This window comes from Acinetobacter sp. YH12211, assembly GCF_013418015.1.
GTDB lineage: Bacteria > Pseudomonadota > Gammaproteobacteria > Pseudomonadales > Moraxellaceae > Acinetobacter > Acinetobacter towneri.
In genome coordinates, this window is sequence record NZ_VPCW01000006.1 from 21,828 (window position 1) to 47,535 (window position 25,708).

The window sequence follows — 25,708 nt, forward strand, 5'->3', positions numbered from 1 at the left end:
TTTTTTATTGCTTTTTTATCTCTATGCAGATCAATCTACAGCTGATTGCGATTCTTTATATTGCTGATCGGCCTGTTCAAAACGGTCTGTCACTTCATGACTTGGTGCTTTGCCCAATAAACTGACCACCACAATCGCAATCCAAGAACACACAAAACCTGGAATAATTTCGTAAACATCCGTATCTGCGCCTAAGTTTTTCCAAAGAATGACCATGGCTGCACCCACAACCATCCCCGCCAATGCGCCATTTAACGTCATACGTTTCCAGAACAAAGAAAGAATGATGAGCGGGCCAAATGCAGCACCAAACCCTGCCCATGCATAAGACACTAGCCCGAGTACTTTTGCTTCAGGGTTACCTGCCATCCAAATGGCCAATAATGCAATCATGAGTACCATGCCACGACCGACCCAAACCAATTCATTCTGTGAGGCATTCTTGCGTAAGAAAGATTTGTAAAAGTCTTCGGTTAAGGTACTTGAGCAGACCAAAAGCTGACAGCTTAAGGTACTCATGACCGCTGCTAGAATTGCAGCCAAAACTACACCTGCCACCCATGGATTAAACAAAATTTTTGTCAGTTCCATAAATACAGTTTCAGGGTTGGCATTGACCACACTTGCAAGCTCAGGATGTTGCTGGAAGTAAGCGATACCAATAAAACCTGCTGCAACTGCGCCGCCTAAACACAGGGTCATCCAAGTCATACCAATACGACGTGCATTCGGAATAGACTTGACTGAATCAACTGCCATAAAACGCACTAAAATATGTGGCTGTCCAAAATAGCCTAAGCCCCATGCCATGAGGGAAATGATCGCGACCCAGCTTAAATCTCCGACTAAATTCAGCGCCTGCGGACGAGCCGCTTCTAAAGCAAGTGTGACTTGGCTTAGGTCAGAAAAGCTGAGTAGGGTAATGATAGGGGTCAGCAAGAGCGCAAAAATCATCAAGCCAGCCTGAATGGTGTCCGTCCAGCTGACTGCCAAGAAACCACCAATAAACACATAGCTGATGGTGGCAATAGCACTAATCCACAATGCAGTGCTATAAGGCAGATCAAACATACTTTCAAATAAACGCGCACCTGCAACCATGCCCGAAGCACAATAAATCGCAAAGAAAATTAGAATTACGCAGGCAGATACAATCCTTAAAATTTTTCTTTGATCATTAAAACGGTTAGAAAAATAATCAGGCAAAGTCAGTGCATTGTGCTGTACTTCGGTGTGTACTCGTAAACGACCTGCCACCAAAAGCCAGTTTAGCCATGCGCCAATAATCAGACCAACGGCAATCCACATTTCAGACAAACCTGAAAGATAAATGGCACCGGGCAAGCCCATCAGCAACCAACCACTCATATCGGATGCGCCTGCAGAAAGTGCAGTGACAAAACTGCCAAGGCGACGACCACCTAAAATGTAGTCCGAGAAATTTCGAGTCGCGCGATAAGCCAATAAACCAATGACAATCATGGCGACAATATAAAACAGGAAAGTAATAATGGTGGGGTTGAGTGCGCTCATACAGTATCCATTTGGGTTTTGGACAGTCGATGAAAATACAGACTGCTGCTAGACGTGAGTCACTCAATTTTGTGAGTGCAGACATCTCATCTGCGGTGCTGATTTCATCAAGAAACGCGAAATTTAACCATACATTAAAAAATATTTCAGATTTTTTTCTGAATGGGCATAAAATAGGCAGCTTGAAAGCTGCCTATCATCTTGATGTTTATCTGATTTGCTTATGGATTATTGCGACCCATAACACCACGAATGGTATTCAGGACATCTGCAGGTAAGACCACAGTTTTGGCATTGTTGGATTTCGCCATATCTTGCATGGCTTTTACATATTGCTCACCCAATAAGTACGCCACAGGAATTTCTTTATCACCTACCGCAGAGCTGACCATTTCAATGGCACGTTGAGAAGATTCTGCCAATACAACTTGCGCTTCTGCATCACGACGTGAAGCTTCCAAACGACCATCGGCTTCTAAAATAGCCGCTTGTTTTTCACCATCGGCTTTGGTTACGGTAGCACGACGCTGACGTTCTGCTGCAGCTTGTTCTTCCATAGCTGCCTGCATGGTATGCGATGGTTTAATATCCTGAATTTCTACAGTTTTAAGGGTAATTCCCCAGTCTGAAATATCATCAGAAATGGCTGCTTTGAGTTTGGCTTTGATGTGATCGCGCGAAGACAAGGCATCATCCAAATCCATTTCACCCACAATAGAACGCAATGAGGTTTGAACAAGGTTTTGAATCGCCCAAGTATAGTTTTCAATGCCATACACTGCTTTTTCAGGAGTCGTGAGATTAATGTACGCTACCGCATTCATGAGCAGAACTGCGTTGTCACGGGTAATGACTTCCTGAGATGGAATATCTAATACAATATCTTTGGTGGTGACTTTATAGGCCACTTCATCGACATAAGGAATGACGAAGTTAAGTCCCGGTGCAAGTGTGGTGTGGTATTTACCCAGACGTTGCACAATCCACTTATAACCTTGCGGAACAATTCGCACGCCTTTAAAAATGGTAATTCCAACAAAGGCTAAAATCGCTAAAACAATAATAGATCCACCAGACATTTTAATTTCTCACTTTTTCATTGTCATGTGCGCTGTGATGCGGCTGCACCACCAAATCATTACCCAAAATATCAATCACGCGAATACGATCTCCCACTTGCACAGGGCTTGTGGTGCGGCAGTTCCATTCGTCTGAACCAAGTACGGGCATCGGGAAACGGACTTTAATTTGATCATGTTCCAAGTTGGTTTGAATAACCATGCCAATTTGTCCAATAGTGGCTTCGCGTGACAAGCCTGCTTTGGTTTTATCGGTAGATAAGGGTTTGATAAATTTAAACCACGCCAAGGTACATAGTACCGACAAGATAATCCACATCACCAATTGGGTGGTGGTACCCATCATGGGGAACATCCAGTATAAAATACCGACCATGACTGCCCCAATACCAAACCATAAAGCGGCAAACGCAGGCAAGACTAGTTCTGAAAGCATTAACAGAACGCCTAGTACAAACCAGTGCCAAGGTTCAAGAACGAATTCCATACATCTACTCGCGTATTTTTACGATTGGTTAATTCTAATTGCTTAGAGAAACGCATCGACTTAAAAAGATGCGCTCTCATCACTTTAACAGATCAATAAGTTTATGAATATTAAAAAAATCACTGAATCCTAAAATTTCGGACGCGGTGCAGGTTTCAGCGCGGCAGGTGATTTTTTAAAGTTATTGATGGCTTGCAGAATTGCTTTGACCTGTAATTGTGCGGCTTTTTCACCTTCTAAAATGGTTTGGTTACTGGCTTTTAAATCTAGAGTACCAATATGTCCAACTTTAGGTTGAATCACAATATTGGCCTGCGCCAATTCCTGATTGATACTTTGCTGTCCCATAATATTTAAAGTTTGATCGAGTAAGCCCCACATGCTGACAGGTTGATTGCCTGTTGGACGTGCAGAAATATCCACTGCAATGACTAAGTCGGCACCCATCGCTTTAGCCGTCTGTACGGGAATTGGGCTGACCAAGCCGCCATCCACATATTGTGTTCCGCCAATGGTGGCAGGTACAAAAACATTCGGAATACTGCAAGAGGCACGTACGGCTTGACCAGCATTGCCTTTAATAAAGTCGGCTTTACGTCCATTATCTAAACGTGTGGCAACGGCAGCAAAACGAATTGGAAATTTTTCAATCGGTTTATTGGCTACGTGTTGATTGACAAAGTCTTGTAACTTTTGACCTGCAATAAAACCCTGACGGTTTAAGGTTAAATCACGAATGTCGGATTCTTTAAAGGTTAGGGCAATATGTTGGAGCTGATAAGGACTTTTACCACTGGCGTATAAACTGCCGACAAAGCTGCCTGCACTGGTGCCTGTGACAATTTTTGGTTTAATCCCGTGAGACTCTAAAACTTTAATGACGCCAATATGTGCAAAACCTTTAGCACCACCGCCACCCAGCGCCAGTGCAATTACAGGTTCACGTGCTTGGATAGGTGTGGTGCTTGGCGGTGTTTTTGTTGTTTTGTCGCAGCCAGCCAAAGTTAGAGCTAGTACGCCCACTAAAGAATAACGAATCAGTTGCATATCAAATCTAAATTTAGATCAAAGAATATTGCGCCCATCTGAACAAAAAATAGAAACTTTGACTAGCCCTTTTTCAAAAGCTTTTGTAACGGTTTTGCCAACCAATGTGGATTTTTAGCCGAAAACTTGCCGTGATATTGCGTATAAATTGCATCTAAATCTTGAGCATAATCGCCCGTAGGATGAAACACGCCCAAAATATGAATGGTTTTGTGTGCATAATCAAAAGAGAACATCACAATTGGGATATTGGCGCCGTAGGCAATATGGTAAAAGCCACTGCGGATATTTTCGGCTTGTTTACGTGTGCCTTCGGGCGCCATACCAATCCAGATTTTTTCTTTTTTTCGTACAATCTCAATAATATCTTGGGTATGTCCTTGAGGAGAATGGCGCACCACAGGAATTACCCCAATCCAGTTTAAAAGTGGCTTGAGTGGGGTTTCAAATAAAGTGTGCTTACCAAAAATAGTAATTTGAATACCTAAACCGAGTAGGGCGGTAAAACCATGCCACGCATCAATATTTGACGTATGCGGTGAGATAATAGCAACTGCTTTGGGCAAGTTGGGAAATTCGCCCACCATTTGCCAGCCTTGCGCCAAAAAAATATTTTTAAATAAAGCACGACTGCTGGCTGTTCCACGTTGTGGAACTTGGTCGGGTAACTGTGGAAATTGCCGTGCACTGCGTGCAAAAGGATTGGTGATTTTCATGAATGCGATGTCATCCTGACGTGCGTGATTAACAACAATAAATACCCAATATCATGACGCATGAATCTAAATCTATTCAAGATATTAGACTTTCGCTTTGTCTGATTCATTGGCAAAATAGTCGAAATCTGAATGTGAAAGTGATGAAAAATAACAATCCATTATTCAAAATTTTAGTGTAGTACTGCGTTTTTTTGATCTTTTGCCCATATCTAAATTGAGATGCTATGCCCAATTTGCGCCAAACTTATTTGTTGTTATTTTCTCTGTATTGGGCGCAGGGCTTGCCTGTTGGTTTTATGACCCATGCCTTGCCTGTGATTTTACGTGCGCAAGGTGTGTCTTTGGCACATATTGGCGGTTTCGGTTTGTTAATGCTGCCATGGTCAATCAAAGTGTTTTGGGCACCTTTGGTGGATCGCTTTGGACATTCATATTTTGGGCATTATCGTAGCTGGATTTTGCCGTGCCAGTGGCTGAGTGTTTTGGTGCTGATTGGGCTGTCCTTTTTACCGATTGAGTCCTTAAATCATCCTATATATTTGTGGGTGTTTTTTGTGGCTTTGCTCGGTATGAACTTGGTCGGTGCAACCCAAGATATTGCCACCGATGGTTTGGCGGTCAATATTTTACAAGCCAAACAGCAACATTGGGGTAATACCTTTCAGGTGGTTGGTTCACGACTGGGCTTTATTGTCGGTGGTGGAGCAATTCTGTGGGCATTGGATTGGCTAGATTGGCAAAAAACCTTTCTGATTTTAGCGGGATTGGTGTTTTTAAATACCTTGCCAATTTTAATGTTTAAAGAGCCACAACATGCTGCTAAACAAGTGCTTGTTCAAGCTCAAAGTAAAATGTCATTTCACGCACGTCTTGCTGCGATTCGTGAATATCTGCGCTATTTTGTGGAAACGCCTGTACTGTACGCATGGCTATGGGTGTTACTCAGCTTTAAAATTGCCGATGGTTTGGCTGGCCCTTTATTAAAACCTTTAATGGTAGATTTAGGCTTAAGCTTTTCTCAAATTGGCATTTATGTGACCATGTTGGGAGCCATGGCCGCTTTGTTAGGTGCAGGCATCGCAGGGTTGATGCTGAAATGGTGGTCTAGAGCGCATGCCCTCATCATTTTTTCTGTGCTTAAAATTTTGAGTTTAGTGGCCTATGCTTATTTGGCTGAATTGTATGAACAGCAAGTTGATGTTGCACACTGGCTGATTTATAGCATTAATGCTGCAGAAGATTTGTGCTCTGCCATGTTACTTGTGGTGATGCTGACCTTGATTATGCAGTACAGCCGTAAACAATACGCAGGGACCGACTTTACATTTCAGGTTGCGATTATGGCGACTGTGAGCGGGGTACTCTATACCCTGAGTGGAATGTTGGGCGATGCTTTAGGCTATGCGAATTACTTGCTGTTGATTTGTATTGTTGCGATTTTTTGTATTGTACCGATTTGGAAATGGGCAAAGCTTGCGAAAAGCGCTCGCTCGTCAGCACTTGAATAAGAAGGTAGATCATCAATGTAGAATAATAGGCTTGAACCACGTTAAAAAGTCATTGCGTGGAAAAAATAAAAGCGACCCTTAAAGAGTCGCTGGAGTATAAAAGGTATCCACATTGAAGCCAATACCGATCTCGTTTTTGTATTTTCAAAAATTATTATTTGCGCTTTCAGTGCTTCACTTCGGCAGCGCAGGCAGTATAACTTTAAATTATGACAATCCTGCGACAGTTTAAGTCGCATAGAGATGTGTTGCAGGTAAAATCAGCATATTCTAGCTGCGGTATGGGGTATTGATTGCCTGTGTCCATTGTTGGTGATTACAACGCGGGCAGACTTCATTGGCATGTTTAAGTAAACGGACATGCCCGCAATACATGCAGGCATAATAAGTGTGTGGAACTATGCGGTACGCGAGTTGGCAAGCTTTAGGAAATAAGGGTAAACCATAGCGTGTGGCATCGCCATGAAAAAACAACATGCTGAATTTTCCATCACTTTCTAGTAAGCCAACACGTACTTGCCCTAAATGCTCCACGCCTTGTTGGCGCATTTCGGCAAAGAATTCATCATGCGACATTTTACCGTACTTAATTTTTTCTAAGACCAATTCACCATCTTCTACAATATATAGCGATTTACCTTCAATCAAATCTTCAAAGGGTTGGTATTTCATCATGAGCCATGTGGTCAGGCGATACATCCCAATCACCACTGTCATCACCGCCAAGGCATGTACCAAGGGTAAATCTTCAGTGAACATAGGGTCGCCCGCAATAGAACCGAGCGATAAAATAATGGCCAATTCAAAAATAGAAAGCTGGCGTACTCCGCGTTTTCCTGTGAGGCGTAAAAATAGAATAATCATGCCAAACATGAGTGCAGCACGAATCATTAATTCTGCAACAAATGTCCATGTGGTGTCGTGAATGAAGATGGTGAACCAATCCATAGATTGTCTATTTTGTTATTTTGATGCTTGATACTATGCTTAAATTGAGTGGGTAAAATAGTGGTTTTGAGTAAAGAACTGCAATTATTTTAGTGGTTTAGAAACATAGAAATTTGTTATATTGCCTAAAAACTATAAATACAAAAATAATGAATCAGAAGATGAATTCACAACTATTACAATTTGCCAAATCTATGCGTCATGCTGCTACGGATGCTGAAAATTTGCTGTGGCAACTACTTAGTGCAAACGCTTTATGGTGCTCAAATTTAGACGTCCGTAGATGATTGAACCGTATATTGTAGATTTTTACTGTCATGAGATTGGCTTGGTCATTGAGTTGAATGGCGGTCAGCACAATACGGAAAATGGTCAGGCTTATGATGTCGAGCGCACTCAGTTTTTAGAGACTTTGGGCTTAACTGTCGTGCAGTATTGGAATTCTGATGTGTTGGGAAGGGTGGATGTGGTGTTGGAGGATTTGTGGCAGGTGTGTTCTGAATTGAAAAATACCTCTTTTATTAAAGAGGTATTTTGAAAATTATCGACGATTGCTTGATTCAAAATCTACACGGGGATCAGCACTTTCCGTAGTTACTCTGTAATTTGACGGTAAATTAACAGAATCTTTAACCCATGTAGGTCTAGGACGGCTAGAAGCTGTTAGGGTTGTTAAAGTATTTTGATTATTTCTTGATGTAGAGTTTTGAGAGTTCTGTGTATGTCTGGACATTGCATTCTCCCGTTAACCATAAAATTAATAGATATAGACATAATATGCTAAAAATAGCTGCTGCACAATTAATCTCTGAATAAGCTTTTTCTAAAGCAATAACTTTGTCTTCAAGCATTTGGGCATTTCGAGAAATTAAATCCTGATAAATTTCTCCCATATACCACAGGCATGTTCTTTCGTCATTATCCATAAAAGTGTTAATTAAATTGGTGTCATCCAACGGAACTTTTTCTAGTGCAGAAAGACTAAGTACTTTTGCAATTTTATACCAACAGCTTAGAATTGCTATAAACAAGATTACACATAAAATATATAAAATCCATTTAGTTAATGAAGTGCAAGCATAAGCAGTAAAAGTTTCTAACTTGGTTAGTGCTGCTGAGTAGGCAACTATCACAATACCAACCATTGTTGAATATTTAATTGCTTTATCATCCAGTGATTTACTTCTATCGATCTCTAGTTGATATTCATGCTTGGAAACTTCAAATAGAATTTTATATTTATTGATGTCATCTTGGCTCATATTGAAAAACAAAGGGCTGAATAATCAGCCCTTTATACACAAATTAGATCAAACTAACAACACATTAAAGCGCTGCAATCTGCTCCATATTCGCTTTAATTTTCGCTAACTGATCTGCAAATTCAGCAAGTTTCACTTTCTCGCCTTCAACCACAGCCGCAGGGGCTTTCGCCACAAAACCTTCATTTGCAAGTTTAGTTGCAATTTGGTCATGCTGCTTTTGAACCTTGTCTAAGTCTTTTTGTAGACGACCCAATTCTGCTTTCGGGTCAATCAAACCCTTCATTGGAACGAATACAGACACGTGACCGACTACAGAAGAAGAAGACAATGGTGGTTGTTCACCATCTGCCAAGAAGGTAATGCTTTCAACTTTCGCCAATGCTTTAAACAACGGTTCAATACGAGAAATTTGTGCTTTTTCTGCTTCAGTCGTGTTCTGTAAAAGTACAGGCAATAAACGTGCATTACCTAGACCCATTTCACCACGAATGTTACGCACCGCACCAATCAAACCTTGTAGCCATTGCATATCTGCTTCGGCTTGTTCGTTGATTTTGGCTTCATCTGCAACAGGGTAGTTTGCCAACATAATGGTTTCGCCACCCAAGCCAATCATTGGCGCAAGGGTTTGCCAAATTTCTTCAGTTAAGTACGGCATGATTGGATGAGCAAGACGTAAAGAAGCTTCCATCACCGCAAGCAATACACGACGAACTTCGGCTTTGCGTTCTTCAGAAACAGACTCATCATTCAGAACAGGTTTGGTTAGCTCTACATACCAGTCGCAGTATTCATTCCAAATAAAGTCATAAATCGCTTGCGCAGCCAAGTCTAAACGGTAAGTTGCAAACGCTTGATGAACAGCTTGCTCTGCCTTTTGTAAACGGCTCACAATCCACTGTTCAGGCAATTCCCAAAGGTCTTGACGTGCCTCTTGACCAACCGTTTGACCTTCAACATTCATCAATACAAAACGGGTAGCATTCCAAATTTTGTTGGCAAAGTTACGATAACCTTCCACACGTTTCATATCAAACTTGATGTCACGACCTGTATTTGCCAATGCGCAGAAGGTAAAACGAACCGCGTCTGTGCCATAAGCCTGAATCCCTTCTGGGAATTCTTTGCGGGTCGATTTTTCAATTTTCGCTGCTTGTTTCGGGTTCATCAAACCCGTCGTGCGTTTCTGTACTAAAGTTTCAAGATCTACACCGTCAATCAAGTCTAATGGGTCAAGCACGTTGCCCTTAGACTTCGACATTTTTTGACCTTCGCTGTCACGTACCAAACCGTGAACGTAAACTGTTTTGAACGGTACTTGTGGCGTGCCATCTTCATTCTTCATGAAGTGCATGGTCATCATGATCATACGCGCCACCCAGAAGAAGATGATGTCAAAACCTGTCACCAATACATCAGTGGAGTGGAAGGTATTTAAGAAGTAGTTTTCTGCATCTTTCTTGGCATCACCCGTCCAACCTAAGGTCGAGAATGTCCAAAGTGCAGAGGAGAACCATGTATCCAGTACGTCTTCGTCTTGGTTTAATTGAACATCGGCAGGGATATTATTTTTCGTACGAACTTCTTCTTCGTTACGACCTACATAAACATTGCCTTCAGCATCGTACCAAGCAGGAATACGGTGACCCCACCACAATTGACGCGAGATACACCAGTCTTGAATGTTGTTCATCCACGCCATATACATATTGCTGTATTGCTCAGGCACGAACTTGATGCGACCATCTTGCACCGCTTCAATTGCAGGTTGCGCTAACGGTGCAATTTTCACATACCATTGGTCAGTCAATAATGGCTCAACAATTACGCCCGAACGGTCACCGCGAGGTGGTTTCAAGGTGTACGGTTGGATTTGATCTAACCAACCTTCGCTTTCCGCTTGTTCAACTAATTTTTTACGTGCTTCAAAACGCTCTAAACCAATGTAGTCTGCAGGTGCAGGAATGGTTTTAGAAATTTGTTCGCCTGCTTTCGCAATATATTCAAACTCAGCCAATACTTCAGCATTTTTGTTGAAGATGTTGATGATTGGCAATTCGCAGCGTTTACCCACTTCATAGTCATTGAAGTCGTGTGCAGGGGTAATTTTTACACAACCTGTACCGAATTCTTTATCGACATACTCATCTTTTACGATTGGAACGGCACGACCTGTAATTGGGAGGATGATGTTTTGACCAACAAGGTGCGAGTAACGCTCATCATCAAGGGCAACCGCAACCGCAGTATCACCCAGCAATGTTTCAGGACGAGTGGTTGCCACTACAATGTGATCTTTACCATCGTGAGTGCGTAGTGATTTATCTTCAAAGAAATATTTGAAGTGCCACAATGAACCTTGTTCTTCTTTATCCGACTCAACTTCTAAGTCAGAAAGGGCAGTTTGTAATTTTGGATCCCAGTTTACAAGGCGTTTGCCGCGGTAAATTAAACCTTCTTCGTGTAGTTTCACGAAAACTTCTTTCACCGCATTCGATAAGCCTTCGTCCATAGTGAAGCGTTCACGTGACCAATCTACCGAAGAACCTAAACGGCGGATTTGACGGGTAATGTTACCGCCAGATTGTTCTTTCCATTCCCAGACTTTTTCGATGAATTTTTCACGACCTAAGTCATGGCGGCTGATATTTTGCGCGCCCAATTGACGCTCTACTACCATTTGTGTGGCAATACCCGCGTGGTCTGTACCCGGTTGCCATAAAGTATTTTTACCCGACATACGGTTAAAACGAGTCAGGGCATCCATAATGGCATTGTTAAAACCATGACCCATGTGCAAGCTACCAGTGACGTTTGGCGGCGGAATCATGATACAGAATGATTCGCCCTTTTCAGATGGCTTGAAATAGCCGTTGTCTTCCCAAGTCTTGTACCATTTTTTCTCGATCTCGGTTGGATCGTAGGTTGTAGCAATATTTTGCGCTGAATCAGTCATAGTAAGAACAGGTTAAAAGTGAATAAAAAATTGCAACTATTGTAGCAAAAAAATTGCCCGCTAAGCGAGATTCAACTCAGCCAAACTTATCGCAATTGGCAGTTGGGCAAACTCATCGTATGATGGGCGACAAGTATGATAAAAACTTCAAGTTCTCCGTTGCCTGTAACACTGTTTTAAACTGGGTTTAAGCAATGGATTTTAAAATAGATGAAAACACATCAATACGGTCAAAATAGGCAAGTTCAGTTATGACTTATGCTGTATCTTTAAAATTAAAACCAGAAACATATCAAAGATTTCAACACATTCATCAACAACTCAATGCAGGTGAATCGGAAAGTTTATCTAAAGCTTTGGGGGCGGTACTGACCGATATTTCTTGTGAAATTATTGAGCAACTTTTTGGTGAATTGTCACGTTCTAGTCATTCACTGGATGGTGAATCTGAAAAAATTATTCAGCAAGTCATACAAACCATGCAAAAATATATGCCATGGTCGGTGTCGTTTTTTGGCAATGAACGCTTAACGCCTATGGTGAATTATCTGGCAAGCATGATGTATCAGCAGGAAGGGCAAGGTTTTGTGACTTATCCTGTCGATAGTATTGTTATGAAAGAAACGTTGGGTTGTATTGAGCAAATTCGGCAGGGCAACAGTGCATGTATTGCGCCTGCATTTAAAGGGTTTACTCAAATTATTGATCAGGGCGTGGGTTATTTAATTCGTGATCCGAAAAAAATGCTGAAATTTAATTTGGTGGTCGATAAAACTTTAAACGGCGTGATTCATTTGACTACGCAACTGGGGTATAAACGCCTAGAAAAAATGGGTGCGCAATTCGATTTGGAAAGTGCAGAGATATATTTAAACCATTTTCTTGGGTTTTTGCAGCATCCTGCAAAACCTAAGACTTAAATTTTGATGACTTAAATTTTTAAATAACGCGGACAAACGGTTATGGCAAAACGGGAAAACTTGGAACATAAAGTGGTGTGGATTACAGGTGCATCTTCTGGCATTGGTAAGGCATTGGCAAAAGAGTGTGCTTTACAAGGTGCACAAGTGATTTTAACCGCACGTCGTTATGAAGAACTTGAAAAAGTACGCGTGAGTTTGCTGAATCCTGAACGTCATCTTTCTGTATGTGCAGATATTACCAATGAAAGTCAGGTGTTACATGCGTATGAACAAGTTTTGGCACGTAAAGGACGCATTGACTGGCTAATTAATAATGCAGGTTTAAGTCAGCGCGCTTTAATTGCTGATACGACCATGCAGACTGAACGCACCATTATGGAAGTGGATTATTTTTCTCAGGTCTTTCTGACCAAAACTGTCTTGCCGACCTTTTTACAGCAAAAACATGGTCGCATTATTTTTGTATCTAGTGTTGCAGCATTATTGGGTACGCAATATCGCGCGTCATATTCTGCAGCGAAAAGTGCCATTCACATGTGGGCGAATAGTTTGCGTGCCGAAGTAGCGGAGCAGGGCGTACAGGTTTCAGTTGTTTTCCCAGGCTTTGTAAATACCAATGTGTCTTTTAATGCATTAAATGGTGAAGGCAAACCACAAGGACATCAAGATGAAGCCATTGAAAATGGTTTAGATGCTGATGTTTTTGCTAAAAATACAGTTAAAGCACTCATGGCAGGCGATGAATATATCGTGGTCGGGGGCGCTAAAGAAAAACTGGGCGTGTTGGTGTCGCGTTTATCGCCAAGTACTTTATATAAAATGATTCGTAAAACCAAAGTGAAGTAATTTTTAATCAAAGTGACTTCAAAATAAAATAATAAAAACAAAAAGAAGGATGAGCCATGCGTTTAATGATGAAAGGTATTTTTTTATTTATCAGCGCGTGGTTTTTCGCTTTCTTAGGGATGACTCAAACGACATTTGCCAAATTACAAACAAACGATGATTCGTTGTGTAAACAACCTGAATATATTGAAAAGATTTTACGACAGCACACAAATACAACCACAGTGAATGAGGACTTTTTGGCTTGTGCGGATTTCCCCAATGTTCCTGAACAAACTTTAATTGCTTATGCTGAAACTCAGACAAAAGATGATCAACCTGTAGATGATTATCAGCTGACTTTTTTAACCGTAAATAGTAAAACGCAAAAGCTTCATTCAATCTATCACGTGAAAGAGCTTTTGCCTTCAGATGCAATTGAACTGCGTTCTATCCATTTAGATTTGGCGCCGTATCAAGTTTCTGAAAGCTTAAGGGCAATTGGTTTAAGAAGGAATTATGCAGGACGTTCAAGTGCCAATCCTTTTTCGGCGCAAGTACTCGATTTATATGATTTACAACATAACAAGAAAATTTTAAACGGCTTAATCGTAGCGCGCTATCAGGCAGAAACCGATACACGTTGTAATGCCAAAGTAATAGAAAGCAAAGCTATTTTAATGATCTTGCGAAATACAACTCGACAATATTTTGATATGCAATTACGTGATCGTATTCAACATTATGAAATGTCGGGAGATTTAGAAAATTGTAAAGAAACTAAACGAGTGTCTACTCAACAGCGTTTCACTTTAAAATTTGATGGTCGGCAATATCAAATTCCTCAGCCTTATCGAGATCAGTATTTATACTAAATTCTTTACAAACGCTGAAAGATGTACTCAGCGTTTTGCAGAGAATTGACTAACGCTATTTTGAACCGCCGTTCCATAAGCAAAGACTTCGACCATGCCGCCTTGCATCCCCAATTCTGTGGTGCTTAAACGCAGCCCCATAATATGATTTGCGCCCATTTTTTCAGCTTCTAATTTTAAACGGACGATGGCTTCACGACGCGCCCGCTCGACAATACTTTCATAACTGGTCAAGCGCCCGCCAAAGAAGTTCTGAATATTGGCAATCACAAACTTAAAATAATCATGAGAAATGACCACATTGCTGTGTATCAATTGCCCAAAATTGGGACTGGTCTGGAAGCGGTTATTATCAATCTGAATATAACTTAAACGCAGTTCTTGCTCGGCTAAATATTTGAAATGTTTGCGTTCGTTGTGTCGCCCAAAACCAAAGCCTACGGCAAATAAAATCGCAAAGACAACAATTTGCAGAATTAAATTATCCATGTGATGTTATTCCTGTTCAATAATCTTTGCTTTAGTGTGATGCTGGAAATGGGTCTGGAAGTTTAGGAATATCTGCCTCGACCACCACTGCTGTACCATAAACAAACAATTCCGAAGCACCTTGAGCGATATTTGAAGTAGAAAAGCGAATCCCAACAATAGCATTGGCACCTAAACCACGTGCTTTAGCAATCATACGATCCATCGCTTCTTGGCGTGATTCTTCTAGTAATTCGGTATAAGCCGTTAATTCACCACCGACAATATTTTTGAGTCCTGCCAAGAAGTCACGCCCCACATGCTTACTGCGTACGGTGCTGCCATAGACCACATCAATTTGCCGTGAAATACGATGACCTGGTACAGATTCAAGATTACTAAGCAACATAAGATTCTAATATTTAAAAACAAGACGTATTGAAGATATGAAATGTGCTTGCAAAAAGCAATAAAAAAGCCCACCGAAGTGAGCTGATTTAGTCTTTATATCTGAGCTGTTAAGCAGCAAATTTAAGGTAGACGCAAAGACTTATTGCGCTTTACGTTCTGCCGATGATGCAGGTTGTGATGTGGCATCTGAAGTATTGGCTTTCACACCGCCACCCAAAGATTTATACAACTCCACCTGATTGTTCAAATTGGCTTGTTCCAACAACAATAAACCTTGTTCTGCTGCATAAGACGTACGCTGTGCATCCAACACGGTTAAATAGTTGTCAATGCCTGCGCGGAAGCGTGCATTAGATAATTTATAAGTGGTATTGGTCGCATCAACCAAGCGTTTTTGTGCCGCTAAACGATCACCAATATTTTGACGAACTGCCAAAGCATCATTCACTTCACGGAATGCAGACTGAATTGATTTTTCATAGTCAGCCAAAGCAATTTGTTGATCCGTTTCTGAAATTTTGATGTTGGCTTGGCGTGTGCCCCAATCAAAAATTGGCAAGTCGATGCTCGGGCCTACTGCCCAAACAAAACTGCCCGATTTAAACAAATCACTCAAGTCAGTTGATGCATAGCCTGCATTGCCCGTGAGGCTAATGCTTGGGAATAAACGTGCTTTTGCTGCACCAATATTGGCACCCGCAGCCGACAGTCGATACTCTGCAGTACGAATATCAGGACGGTTATTCAGCAAGTCACTTGGTAAGCCAGCGCCAATTGCGGTAGTTTTGGTAATGTGCGTCACACGCTGCGTTGGCAATAACGCACTTGGAACTTGTTCGCCCACCAACAAGTTCAGCAAGTTTTGTGCTTGCGCGACTTGGGTTTTGTAGTTGGCGACATCATTACGTGCAGTTTCAACTGAAATTTGTGCCTGACGGACAGGTAATTCACTATCAATGCCGACATCAAAACGCTTTTTGTTGAGGTTATAAGACTCAAGCTGTGTTTTTAAGGTTTGGTCTGCCAGTTTTAAATTGGCATTGGCAAAAGAATAGTTGAGCCATGCTTGCGCCACCTGACCAATCAAGGCAATTTGTGTGGCATCACGCGAGCTTTGAGTTGCCAAGAAGTTATCTAATGCATTGTCTTTTAAGCTGCGTACACGACCCCAAAAATCTAGTTCGTAGGCAGTTACACCTAAACCAACGTTATAGCGTGTGTGTGTGCCTAAAGCAGTACCTTGGTCTTGACGCAGTACGCCACCGCTAGCACCAATGGTAGGTAACTGGTTGTTTTCGGTAATTTGATAGGCTTGTTGGGCACGTTGGATATTCAGCGTCGCTGTGCGTAAATCACGGTTATTGTTCAATGCCATATCCAAAACTTGTAATAAGCGTTGATCGGCAAAGAAATCTTTATAACCTTGTTCAGCCACTGAAGTACCCGATGCAGCAGCAGTATAGCTGCTTGGAATACTTGCCTGAGCGACGGGCTCTGGCCCACGCATACTTTGACAAGCTGTCAAAGCAAGCGCGAGGGCAGAAACCGCAATACCACGGCCTGTATGCGACCATAAGTTTTGCATCACGATACATGCTCCTGATTATTTTGTTGTTTTGGTTTGTATTTAAAGATACTTCTAATCCAGACATAGAATACAGGAATAAAGAAGATCCCTAACAAGGTTGAGCTAATCACACCACCTAACACACCATAACCTACTGAGTGTTGGCTACCTGCACCCGCACCTGATGAAAGTGCAAGCGGCAATACACCAAAACCAAAGGCCAAAGTGGTCATAATGATTGGGCGTAAACGCATTTTTGCAGCATGCAAGGTCGCTTCAAACAGGTCTTCACCTTTTTCTTGTAGCTCTTTGGCAAATTCCACAATCAAAATCGCGTTTTTGGCTGATAAACCAATCACGGCAATAATTGCCACTTGGAAGTAAATGTTGTTGGATAGGTTCGGGTTTTTGAACAAGATCATGCCCCCGAAGGTGAGCAATAATGCTCCGACAATACCCAACGGTACCACCAACAGCACCGAGAATGGAATAGACCAGCTTTCATACAAGGCTGCCAAACACAAGAATACAATCAGTAATGACAGTGCATAGAGGAATGGTGCCTGATCGCCCGATTCACGTTCTTCAAGTGATAAACCTGTCCATTCATAGTCAAAGCCGTTTAAGCCCATAGATGGAAGTTTTGCGACAATTTCTTCCATCGCTTGCATGGCTTCACCAGAGCTGACACCTGGCGCAGGTGCACCCTGAATGTTCTTGGCAGATACGCCGTTATAGCGTTCCAAACGAGGTGAACCATAAGTCCATTCACCTGTTGCAAAGGCAGAGAATGGCACCATTTCACCACGGTTGTTGCGGACATACCACTTGTTCAGGTCTTCAGGCATCATGCGTGAATCAGATTCGGCTTGCACATAGACTTTTTTCACGCGACCACGGTCAATAAAGTCATTGATGTACGAACCACCCCAAGCCATGCCCATGGTGCTGTTGATTTCAGCAATGCTGACACCTGCCGCACCTGCTTGCGCTTGGTCAATAATAATACGGTACTGTGGTGTATCTTCCTGACCATTTGGACGTACGCCCATTAAGCGAGGGTCTTTAGATGCTTCACCCAACACAATATTACGTGCCATGGTGAGTTTTTCATGACCATTGCCCGCAGCATCTTTCAGTTGCAAGTTAAAGCCTGAGCTGACACCTAATTCTGGCATCGCAGGAAGCTGTAATGGCATGATGTAAGTGGCATCTTTCACAATCATGTTCAGTGCCATACCACGCTGGATAATTGCACCAACTTGAGATTCAGGGCTTGTACGCTCACTCCAGTCTTTTAACTTAATGAACGCCATACCTGCGTTTTGACCAACGCCTGAGAAAGAGAAGCCTGAAACACTAAATACCGACTGCACATGCTCTTTTTCATTTTCTCTGAAAAAGTTGGTCATGCTGGTCATGGTGGCGTCAGTACGTTCCAAAGTTGCATTTGGTGGGAGTTGTACCAATGTCATCACCACGCCCTGATCTTCATCAGGCAAGAATGATGATGGTAGTTTTTGGAACACTAACACAATAATGCCCAGTACCACTGCATATAAAACCCCCGAGAAGATTTTATGATGCGTCATGCGGTTAACACCACCTTGATATTTAACCGAGAGCTTATCGAAACTGCGGTTAAACCAGCGGAAGAAACGCGCAAAAATACCGTTGCTTTCAGGCTTGTTTGGATCGTGTTGTTTAAGAATCGTGGCACATAGGGCAGGGGTAAAGGTCAACGCTACGACCAGTGACAACACCATTGCAGTCACAAGCGTAATTGAGAATTGACGATAAATAACGCCTGTAGTCCCACCAAAGAATGCCATAGGTACGAATACCGCAGACAATACCGAGGTAATCCCGATCAGTGCGCCTGAAATCTGTTTCATCGACTTTTCAGTCGCCGCCACAGGGTCAAGATGTTCTTCGACCATGACACGTTCTACGTTTTCCACCACGACAATTGCGTCATCGACCAATAGACCAATCGCCAGTACCATGGCAAACATGGTCAGGGTGTTAATCGAGAAGCCAAACATGTTGATCACGGCAAAGGTACCCAGTACCACTACAGGCACGGCCATGGTTGGAATAATTGTGGCGCGCCAGTTCTGCAAGAACAGGAACATCACAATAAAGACCAAAATGATCGCTTCAATTAAGGTTTTAACAACACTCTTAATTGAAAGTTCAATAAATGGCGTGGTATCAAAAGCCAACTCATCCTTTAAACCCGCAGGGTAGTTAGGACGTAATTGCTTAAGGCGTTCTTCTACAGCAGCAGCGGTATCTAGGGCGTTAGCACCTGTAGATAATTTAATTGCGACACCGCCCGCAGGCTTGCCGTTGTATTTAGAAATAAACTGATAGTTGTCTGCACCAAGTTCAATTCGTGCGACATCACCCAAGCGCACTTGAGCGCCCGAAGCGGTATTTTTTAGGAAAATATTGCTGAATTGTTCAGGTGTTTGCAGCAAGCTTTGTGCAGTTACCGTAGCATTCAAAGCCTGACCTTGAATTGCAGGCGCACCGCCCAATTGACCTACCGCAACCTGTGCGTTTTGGGTACGAATCGCTTGAGCAATATCACTTGGTGTGACTTGCAAGCTTGCCATTTTGGCAGGGTCCATCCAAATACGCATTGCGTATGAGCCACCAAAGACTTGTACTTCACCCACACCTGCAACACGGCTCAGCGGTTCAGAAATGTTAGAGTTAACATAGTCTTTAATATCATCGGCAGACAGGCTTTCATCAGGTGAATAAAAAGCGAGAACCTGTAAGAAGCTCGCTCCTGATTTGGTCACTTTCACGCCTTGTCGTTGCACATCATCAGGCAAGAGCGCCGTAGCAGATTGCAATTTGTTCTGTACTTGAACCTGTGCAATATCTGGGTCGATACCTTGTTCAAAGTTTAACGTAATGGATGCAGAACCGTTCCCCGCACTGTTGGATGAAATATAGCGCAGACCATCCAAGCCGTTCATTTGTTGTTCAATAATTTGCGTTACTGTGTTTTCCACAGTTTCAGCAGATGCACCCGGATAGGTTGCAGCAATGGTGACCGTTGGCGGTGCAATGGTCGGATATTGGGCAATTGGCATATTGGTGAGGGTAATAATCCCCGCCAACATGATTACCAATGAAATCACCCATGCAAAAATGGGGCGATGAATAAAAAAGTGAGCCATTAACGTCTACTCCTTATGTATTTGAAGTAGCTTTTGATTCAGTTGCTTGGGCTTCTGAGGCTGGTTTGGCATCCCCCGATTTTGCTGGTGCAGCAGGTGCAGCTTGAGGAGCAGCGCCTTGCGGTTGATACGGCTTAGCGACCACTTGCTGTTCAGGTTTTACTTTGGCAATACCTTCGACAATCACTTTATCGCCAGTTTGCAAACCTTCAGTCACAATCCAGTTGCTGCCTTGCGTACCAACTGTGGTCACAGGACGCGGTTCAACAATACCTTTGGCATTCACAATCATTGCCATTGCCTGACCTGTTGGGGTACGGCTAATCGCAGCTTGTGGAATTAAGATTGCGTTAGGAATCACACCTTGCACAATTTGCGCAGTGGCAAACATACCCGGCAATAATAAATGATTTGAATTTGGGAACACGGCGCGTAAAGTCACGGTGCCTGTTTCTGGGTTCACGCTGGCATCAGAAAAAGCCAAACGACCTTCAACAGGGTAGTAGCTGCCATCTTCAAGTTTTAATTTTACTTTGGTGTTGTTGCTGCTATTTAAACTACCTTGACTCAATTGCTGACGTAAACGTAGTAACTCTGCGCTGGACTGATTGATGTCTACATAAATTGGGTCTAAGCGTTGAATCGTCACCAACGGTTCCGCCTGACTAGCCGTAACCAATGCACCTGCAGTCACAGTAGAGCGGTTAGTTTGCCCTGAAATTGGGGCACGTACAGTCGAATAGCCTAGGTTAATTTCGGCATTGCGTACTTCTGCTTGAGTCGCAGCAACATCGGCTTCGGCAAGTTTTACCTGTGCCACAATGTCATCATATTCTTGTTTAGAGATTGCATTGCTGCCTACCAACTGACGGTAACGACCTTCTTTAATGCGTAACACATTCAATTGCGCTTGCTGGCGGGTGAGTGCTGCACGGCTACTGTCTAGACTGGCACGGTTGGTACGTGAGTCAATTTCATAAAGCGCCTGACCCTCACGCACGTAGCTGCCTTCGGTAAATAAACGTTTCAGAACCACACCACTGGTTTGTGGGCGAACTTCTGAAATTTCAAAGGCTGTGGTACGTCCAGACAGTTCTACAGACTGTTCCACGCTTTGTGGCTGTGCCACCAGTACGCCAACCTCAGTCGGTGGCATTTGCTGAGCTGCACCTGCTTGCTGTGCATCTTTTGGATCTTTGCTACAACCCACAAGTGCTAAACTTGTGGCTAATGCGCAAGCAGTCAGGGCAGGAGCCCAAAGCTTTGCAGACATCATTCTTTCACCTCTATTAGATTTTTATCTAAACTTATGTATGGGTTTGTCTTGCAGATATTGAGCGCAAAACAGATACCACAATGTGATCCAAATAAAACTTATGCTCCAACCAGAGAGGACATCTGAAGGATAGTGCACTCCCAGATACACACGGGAAATGCCCATCAGCAACATCCACAACCATGCACATACAGATAAAATTTTATGCGCTGAATGTTGCAAACTCAGGTAAATCACCAAACAACCTAAAGTTGCAGCATAGAAACTATGGGCGCTTGGAAATGATGTGCCAAAAGTTTCCACTAAATGCAATGCTTCAGGCGGGCGAGGTCGCGCGAATAGGTATTTGAGCAGCCATGAAAGCGCAATACTTACGACCAGTCCTACACTGATAAAAACAATTTTTGTGTATTTTTTATACCATGCCAAATAGAAACACCATAGGCAGGTTAAAAATAATACAAATGGCATGCCACCTAATACAGAAAGTGTGATTGCCAATTGATTCAAATGTGCGGTGCGCTGGGTACTTAAAAACTCCACACTGGCAACATCAAATTGTTGCCAACTTGGAATGTTTAGCACTAACACACTGATTATAAATAGTAAACTACCGAGATAAAGCAGTATTTTAGGCATGCTAAAAATCCCTGTAAGTTTAACCGATTTGAGCACGGTTGATGAATGGAATAAAGTGTACTAGTCAGTACACTTTATTTCAAGCCAATGTAAATGAGAAGAATTTCTTTTTTTGTTACTTTGTGCGCAATGTAAATGTGCACTAAATTTTAGCATTTCGTTCAGTATTTGAGGATGAATCGTCATCCACTGTAATTGGTTGTTTCGGTGGCCAAAAGAAATCACTTGGACGGGTTAAGAAGTGAGTAAGCACCAATTTTGCCAAAGGTTTCCACTGTTCAAAACGTACCCGACGCGCACGCAATGCCACAATAATGGTTAAAGTAAAGCTGACAAATAAGTTGGTTAAACCAATTAGCAGCACGCCTAAAAAGGACACAATAATCAGGCCAATTTCAGGTGAGCCATTAATATTCATTAAACCCTGAATAAAGTTGGCAGAAGCGAAGGCAATGTGGCGAATATCAATCGGTAAACCCAAAATATAACCCAGCGTAGCGGTACTGCCGAGCATAATCCCGAACAGGAAATTACCTGCCAAAGCCCCTAAGTTTCGTTCTATATAATTGGCAAATATATTGAGACGTTCTTGTCCGAGTAACTTCTTTAAATGCAGATGAGCTTTTAAGCGCGGCCCGACTTTACGATACACCGCCATGTTATCGAAATAACCTGCAATCAAACCAGACAGAAATAAAAATACCCCGGCAATAGCGGCATGCGGAATGGCAAGTGACGTAAACGGATTCAAGTCGTGTAGCAAATGGGATGCTTTGGTGTGTGACATCAACGGTTCATGCAATATGGCATCCCAACTAAACGCAATTAAGGCTGCAACTGGAATCGCAATCGAAATATTGCCCAAAATAGCGACGAATTGCGTACGGATAATATTAATAATTAAGGCTGCAAGTTCGGCGATTTGCGCCATCTTAGAGCCTTTGCGGTGTTGAACCGTCGAGGCGAGTGCTGCTGCTGTCATTGCGGGTTGTTTAGTGGCAACGGTAAAGTGCAAGACATGAATTAGCATAAAACCAAATGAATAAATCATGCTGTTGATGATAGCCTGCATCATCGGGGCAAGGACTAAACGCGAGGCGAGGGTTTTTAAAGTCGCCATCATGGCAATTAAAACACCTGCACCTGCTGCAGCTTTATACATGCTCCAAAAACCGTCTTTATCGGTACTTACATAATGCTCACCCGTTTTACTGGCATTTTCAGTAACTTGTAAGGCAATTAACTCACTATTTTCTGCAAGCAAGGAGCGTACACTGCGTTCGCTATACAATGCCGCAGTTACATCTACCAGTAATTGTCCTGCCGAAACATAACGGACTTTGTCTTGCGCCACGATTAAATTCAGCAACAGTTCAATCCGCTCTAAACATTGTTCAAGTAAAGACAATAAGTAGGTCAGACTGATGCTGACGCCAGTTCGTTTGGTGGCACGACGAATTTTACTGCTGACATCATGACATTGGTCAATCATCACCAAAGCTTGAGAGGCATCGGGTGGTTGAATGGCACTGATTTGATCGTGTTGTTGATCGGCAACTTTATAAAGCTGAATAAACTCGTTGATTTCGCGGTTTTGTGCCAAAAAAGGTGAATCATATTCACTTAGTTCAGGATAGGCACTAATAAATTCAGGATATAAACCAATGCCGCTGACCCGATATGACAGCACTGTTAGAGCTTTAATAATTTCACTGCGAATCAGGCGTTTTTGTGTTTGTCCGCCATGTCCGCGATTCAGTAAAGTAAATAGTTGCTGCCATTCGGTATCTTCAATATTGTCGAGCCAGTATTTATCACTACGTAGTGGAAAAACTCGACGGACTAAATCTTGCAGTTGGCTTTCATCATTAATCAGCGGTAAAAAGTGCGCGCCCAAACGCTGAAACAACTGATTCCAAAAACCATCGAGCGATAAAATTCCCGTGTCGGCATATAAACTGGTTTGTTTGTATTGATTGATTAGACGTAAAACAAAATGTTGCAAGGTTGAGCTGGCATCGGGTGTCAGCAGCAAGGCTTGTAAGAAAGCTTGAAACTTTTGATGAGTTTCTTCTAAATCTTGAGTGTCACTAGGACGGATACGATTGACCAGTTCAATCAGCAGATTTTCATCCAGAACAGCTTTGGGTGTATCCAGCTGTTCTTGCATTTTTCTAAATAAGTCGTTGAGTTTTATATGCATAAGCTATTTAAATTATTGAATGCGATGTAAAGCCAATAAGGCTAAATTCTTTAAGGCCTGACGATACTCCGAGTCTGGCAGTGCTTCTAAAGCGGCAATTGCGGCTTCTGTTTCTTCTGTGGCACGTTGGCGGCAATAATCGAGGGCGCCAGAGGACTGCACAATGGCAATAACCTGATCGAGGTCAGAAGTACCACCTGTCGCAATACTGCGACGAATAATTTGATGTTGTTCGCCAGTGGTATTTCTTAATGCAGAGATTAAAGGCAAAGTTGGTTTGCCTTCCATTAAATCATCGCCAATATTTTTACCTAATGTTTCAGCGTCTGATGTGTAATCTAAAATATCATCAATAATTTGGAAGGCATTGCCAAAGTGTCCTGCAAATAAACGCAACGGCTCACGGTACTGTGGCGTGCCTGTTAAAATTGCTGCACCTTCAGTGGCAAGTTCAAATAAACGTGAAGTTTTGCCGTGAATAATGTCTAAATAAATTTGTTCTGTAGTGTCAGGTTGATGCTGTGCCTGTAATTGTAAAACTTCACCTTCGGCAATTTCACAAGTCCCTGTAGAAAAGTCTTTTAGCAATACCAAATCGTTTAAATCGACCAATAAGTCAAAGGCGCGGGAGATTAAAAAGTCACCGACTAAAACCGCTGTTTGGTTATTCCAAGTGGCGTTAGCAGTAGGTCGACCACGACGTAAACCAGACTCATCCACCACATCATCATGCACCAAAGTTGCGGTATGCAGCATTTCAATAATTGCAGCCAGTTTACGTTGACGCTCTAAATCTTCTGCACCACAAGCTTTGGCAGCAAGTAAGCACATAATTGGACGCATGCGCTTACCGCCAGCTTCGACCACATGCTTACTAACCGCCATCACTAACGCGACTTTAGAGGTAATCCCTTCATTAATAAATGTATCCATCGCGGCAAAATCAGAAGCAACAGGGGCGAGAATGTCTTGCTTAAAGTCGATGGTCATGTGAAGAGAAACCTCAATAATATTGAATGACAACTTAGTTGAATCAGTTGTAACTTATGTTACAGCCAAGAAAACTGCTTAAGTCTGCGAAAATAACGCAATGAATGCAATAGTTAGGCAACTGCCAAATGCTGTAATTGTTAATTCTACTAGAAAATGAAGTCAATAACTTTGTGGGTAAATTCAGTTATTTGCTCAAGTTGGGCCTGATTTTAACAAGCACAGCAGTTTACGCCAACACAATCTGTCTGTATTGATTGATCCATTGAATATGGATGAGGCTGCAGAAAGTCATTTACGCGGCTGGGTATTAAATAATCAACCTTGTTGTGCAATAATTGCCGTAAATGGCTTGTTGTTTGTGCGAATATCGCTTAAAATCTTTGCCCTTGAATAACCCCCAGTGGCGTTCGTTTTAAGATCGATATATCCCTTTATCGGCACGACGACACGGGCATGTTTGGAGTACATTATGTACGCAGTAATCCAAAGCGGTGGTAAACAGCACCGTGTTGTTGAGGGTGAAACCCTTAAAGTTGAATTATTGAAAGCTGAAACTGGCGCAACTATTACGTTTGATGACGTATTAATGGTTGTAAACGGTGACAACGTTCAAATCGGTGCTCCAGTTGTTGCTGGCGCTAAAGTAACTGCAGAAGTGATTGGTCATGGTCGTCACGACAAAATCCGTATTGTTAAAATGCGTCGTCGTAAACACTACCGTAAGCAACAAGGTCACCGTCAATGGTTTACCGAGTTGAAAATTACTGGTATTGCAGGCTAATCACTAGG

General features: G+C 42.4%; 21 protein-coding genes and 1 pseudogene. 6 read left to right on the forward strand and 16 right to left on the reverse strand.

The window, feature by feature from the left end; translation table 11 throughout:
* Positions 1 to 30: 30 nt before the first annotated feature.
* From putP to FTU98_RS04735, 5 genes are all read right to left on the reverse strand, one after another.
* Positions 31 to 1,533: a sodium/proline symporter PutP gene (gene putP / locus FTU98_RS04715; protein ID WP_180050582.1), complete on the reverse strand. Its 1,503-nt coding sequence runs from the start codon at positions 1,531 to 1,533 to the stop codon at positions 31 to 33.
* Positions 1,534 to 1,754: 221 nt separating this feature from the next.
* Entirely contained in the window at positions 1,755 to 2,612 is an 858-nt protein-coding gene (locus tag FTU98_RS04720) for an SPFH domain-containing protein (protein WP_004972306.1), read from the reverse strand.
* A gap of 1 nt (position 2,613) precedes the next feature.
* On the reverse strand, positions 2,614 to 3,099 hold the full coding sequence (locus FTU98_RS04725) for an NfeD family protein (protein ID WP_096902094.1): 486 nt from the start codon (positions 3,097 to 3,099) through the stop codon (positions 2,614 to 2,616).
* A 129-nt stretch (positions 3,100 to 3,228) separates the two neighbouring features.
* Positions 3,229 to 4,146, reverse strand: a complete 918-nt coding sequence (locus tag FTU98_RS04730; RefSeq protein WP_096902052.1) for a patatin-like phospholipase family protein — start codon at positions 4,144 to 4,146, stop codon at positions 3,229 to 3,231.
* A 62-nt stretch (positions 4,147 to 4,208) separates the two neighbouring features.
* Positions 4,209 to 4,862: a 1-acyl-sn-glycerol-3-phosphate acyltransferase gene (locus tag FTU98_RS04735; RefSeq protein ID WP_004972299.1), complete on the reverse strand. Its 654-nt coding sequence runs from the start codon at positions 4,860 to 4,862 to the stop codon at positions 4,209 to 4,211.
* 227 nt (positions 4,863 to 5,089) lie between these two features.
* On the opposite strand from FTU98_RS04735, the gene FTU98_RS04740 reads away from it, so the two are divergent.
* Positions 5,090 to 6,373 (forward strand): MFS transporter, encoded by a 1,284-nt coding sequence (locus FTU98_RS04740; RefSeq protein WP_218948268.1) that lies wholly within the window; start codon positions 5,090 to 5,092, stop codon positions 6,371 to 6,373.
* Between the two features lie 270 nt (positions 6,374 to 6,643).
* Here the strand turns inward: FTU98_RS04740 and FTU98_RS04745 are convergent, their stop codons facing one another.
* On the reverse strand, positions 6,644 to 7,321 hold the full coding sequence (locus FTU98_RS04745; RefSeq protein WP_180050585.1) for a YetF domain-containing protein: 678 nt from the start codon (positions 7,319 to 7,321) through the stop codon (positions 6,644 to 6,646).
* A 149-nt stretch (positions 7,322 to 7,470) separates the two neighbouring features.
* Here FTU98_RS04745 and FTU98_RS04750 point away from each other — a divergent pair.
* A pseudogene (locus FTU98_RS04750) lies at positions 7,471 to 7,859 on the forward strand (endonuclease domain-containing protein).
* A gap of 148 nt (positions 7,860 to 8,007) precedes the next feature.
* On the opposite strand, the gene FTU98_RS04755 reads toward FTU98_RS04750, so the two are convergent.
* Together FTU98_RS04755 and FTU98_RS04760 are read right to left on the reverse strand one after the other, a co-directional pair.
* Positions 8,008 to 8,583, reverse strand: a complete 576-nt coding sequence (locus FTU98_RS04755) for a hypothetical protein (protein ID WP_136144609.1) — start codon at positions 8,581 to 8,583, stop codon at positions 8,008 to 8,010.
* 64 nt (positions 8,584 to 8,647) lie between these two features.
* Positions 8,648 to 11,542 carry a valine--tRNA ligase gene (locus FTU98_RS04760; protein WP_180050588.1) on the reverse strand — a complete coding sequence of 965 codons (2,895 nt, stop codon included), beginning with the start codon at positions 11,540 to 11,542 and terminating at the stop codon, positions 8,648 to 8,650.
* A gap of 251 nt (positions 11,543 to 11,793) precedes the next feature.
* On the opposite strand from FTU98_RS04760, the gene FTU98_RS04765 reads away from it, so the two are divergent.
* The 3 genes from FTU98_RS04765 to FTU98_RS04775 are packed head-to-tail and all read left to right on the forward strand — an operon-like array spanning position 11,794 to position 14,165.
* Positions 11,794 to 12,462: a hypothetical protein gene (locus FTU98_RS04765; RefSeq protein WP_004972289.1), complete on the forward strand. Its 669-nt coding sequence runs from the start codon at positions 11,794 to 11,796 to the stop codon at positions 12,460 to 12,462.
* A 42-nt stretch (positions 12,463 to 12,504) separates the two neighbouring features.
* The gene (locus FTU98_RS04770; protein WP_004972288.1) at positions 12,505 to 13,311 is read left to right on the forward strand and encodes an SDR family NAD(P)-dependent oxidoreductase; all 807 of its coding nucleotides are present in this window, start codon (positions 12,505 to 12,507) and stop codon (positions 13,309 to 13,311) included.
* 56 nt (positions 13,312 to 13,367) lie between these two features.
* Entirely contained in the window at positions 13,368 to 14,165 is a 798-nt protein-coding gene (locus FTU98_RS04775) for a hypothetical protein (protein WP_180050591.1), read from the forward strand.
* Between the two features lie 27 nt (positions 14,166 to 14,192).
* On the opposite strand, the gene FTU98_RS04780 is transcribed toward FTU98_RS04775, so the two are convergent.
* The 8 genes from FTU98_RS04780 to sdsA form a co-directional block, all read right to left on the reverse strand.
* On the reverse strand, positions 14,193 to 14,654 hold the full coding sequence (locus tag FTU98_RS04780) for a YbjQ family protein (RefSeq protein WP_004972286.1): 462 nt from the start codon (positions 14,652 to 14,654) through the stop codon (positions 14,193 to 14,195).
* 31 nt (positions 14,655 to 14,685) lie between these two features.
* Complete coding sequence (locus FTU98_RS04785; protein ID WP_004972285.1) at positions 14,686 to 15,042, reverse strand: YbjQ family protein; 357 nt, start codon at positions 15,040 to 15,042, stop codon at positions 14,686 to 14,688.
* Positions 15,043 to 15,183: 141 nt separating this feature from the next.
* Positions 15,184 to 16,629: a multidrug efflux RND transporter AdeIJK outer membrane channel subunit AdeK gene (gene adeK, locus FTU98_RS04790; RefSeq protein ID WP_178319252.1), complete on the reverse strand. Its 1,446-nt coding sequence runs from the start codon at positions 16,627 to 16,629 to the stop codon at positions 15,184 to 15,186.
* Positions 16,629 to 19,808: an efflux RND transporter permease subunit gene (locus FTU98_RS04795; RefSeq protein ID WP_004972283.1), complete on the reverse strand. Its 3,180-nt coding sequence runs from the start codon at positions 19,806 to 19,808 to the stop codon at positions 16,629 to 16,631. The genes adeK and FTU98_RS04795 overlap by 1 nt, the downstream gene beginning before the upstream one ends.
* Positions 19,809 to 19,821: 13 nt before the next feature.
* Positions 19,822 to 21,084: an efflux RND transporter periplasmic adaptor subunit gene (locus tag FTU98_RS04800; RefSeq protein ID WP_004972282.1), complete on the reverse strand. Its 1,263-nt coding sequence runs from the start codon at positions 21,082 to 21,084 to the stop codon at positions 19,822 to 19,824.
* 21 nt (positions 21,085 to 21,105) lie between these two features.
* Positions 21,106 to 21,723: a phosphatase PAP2 family protein gene (locus tag FTU98_RS04805; RefSeq protein WP_180050594.1), complete on the reverse strand. Its 618-nt coding sequence runs from the start codon at positions 21,721 to 21,723 to the stop codon at positions 21,106 to 21,108.
* 142 nt (positions 21,724 to 21,865) lie between these two features.
* Positions 21,866 to 23,926: a site-specific recombinase gene (locus FTU98_RS04810; RefSeq protein WP_179993602.1), complete on the reverse strand. Its 2,061-nt coding sequence runs from the start codon at positions 23,924 to 23,926 to the stop codon at positions 21,866 to 21,868.
* A 12-nt stretch (positions 23,927 to 23,938) separates the two neighbouring features.
* Positions 23,939 to 24,916, reverse strand: coding sequence for an All-trans-nonaprenyl-diphosphate synthase (gene sdsA, locus FTU98_RS04815; protein WP_104853134.1), 978 nt, complete (start codon positions 24,914 to 24,916; stop codon positions 23,939 to 23,941).
* 472 nt (positions 24,917 to 25,388) lie between these two features.
* On the opposite strand from sdsA, the gene rplU reads away from it, so the two are divergent.
* Positions 25,389 to 25,700, forward strand: a complete 312-nt coding sequence (gene rplU / locus FTU98_RS04820) for a 50S ribosomal protein L21 (RefSeq protein WP_180050597.1) — start codon at positions 25,389 to 25,391, stop codon at positions 25,698 to 25,700.
* Positions 25,701 to 25,708: the final 8 nt, after the last annotated feature.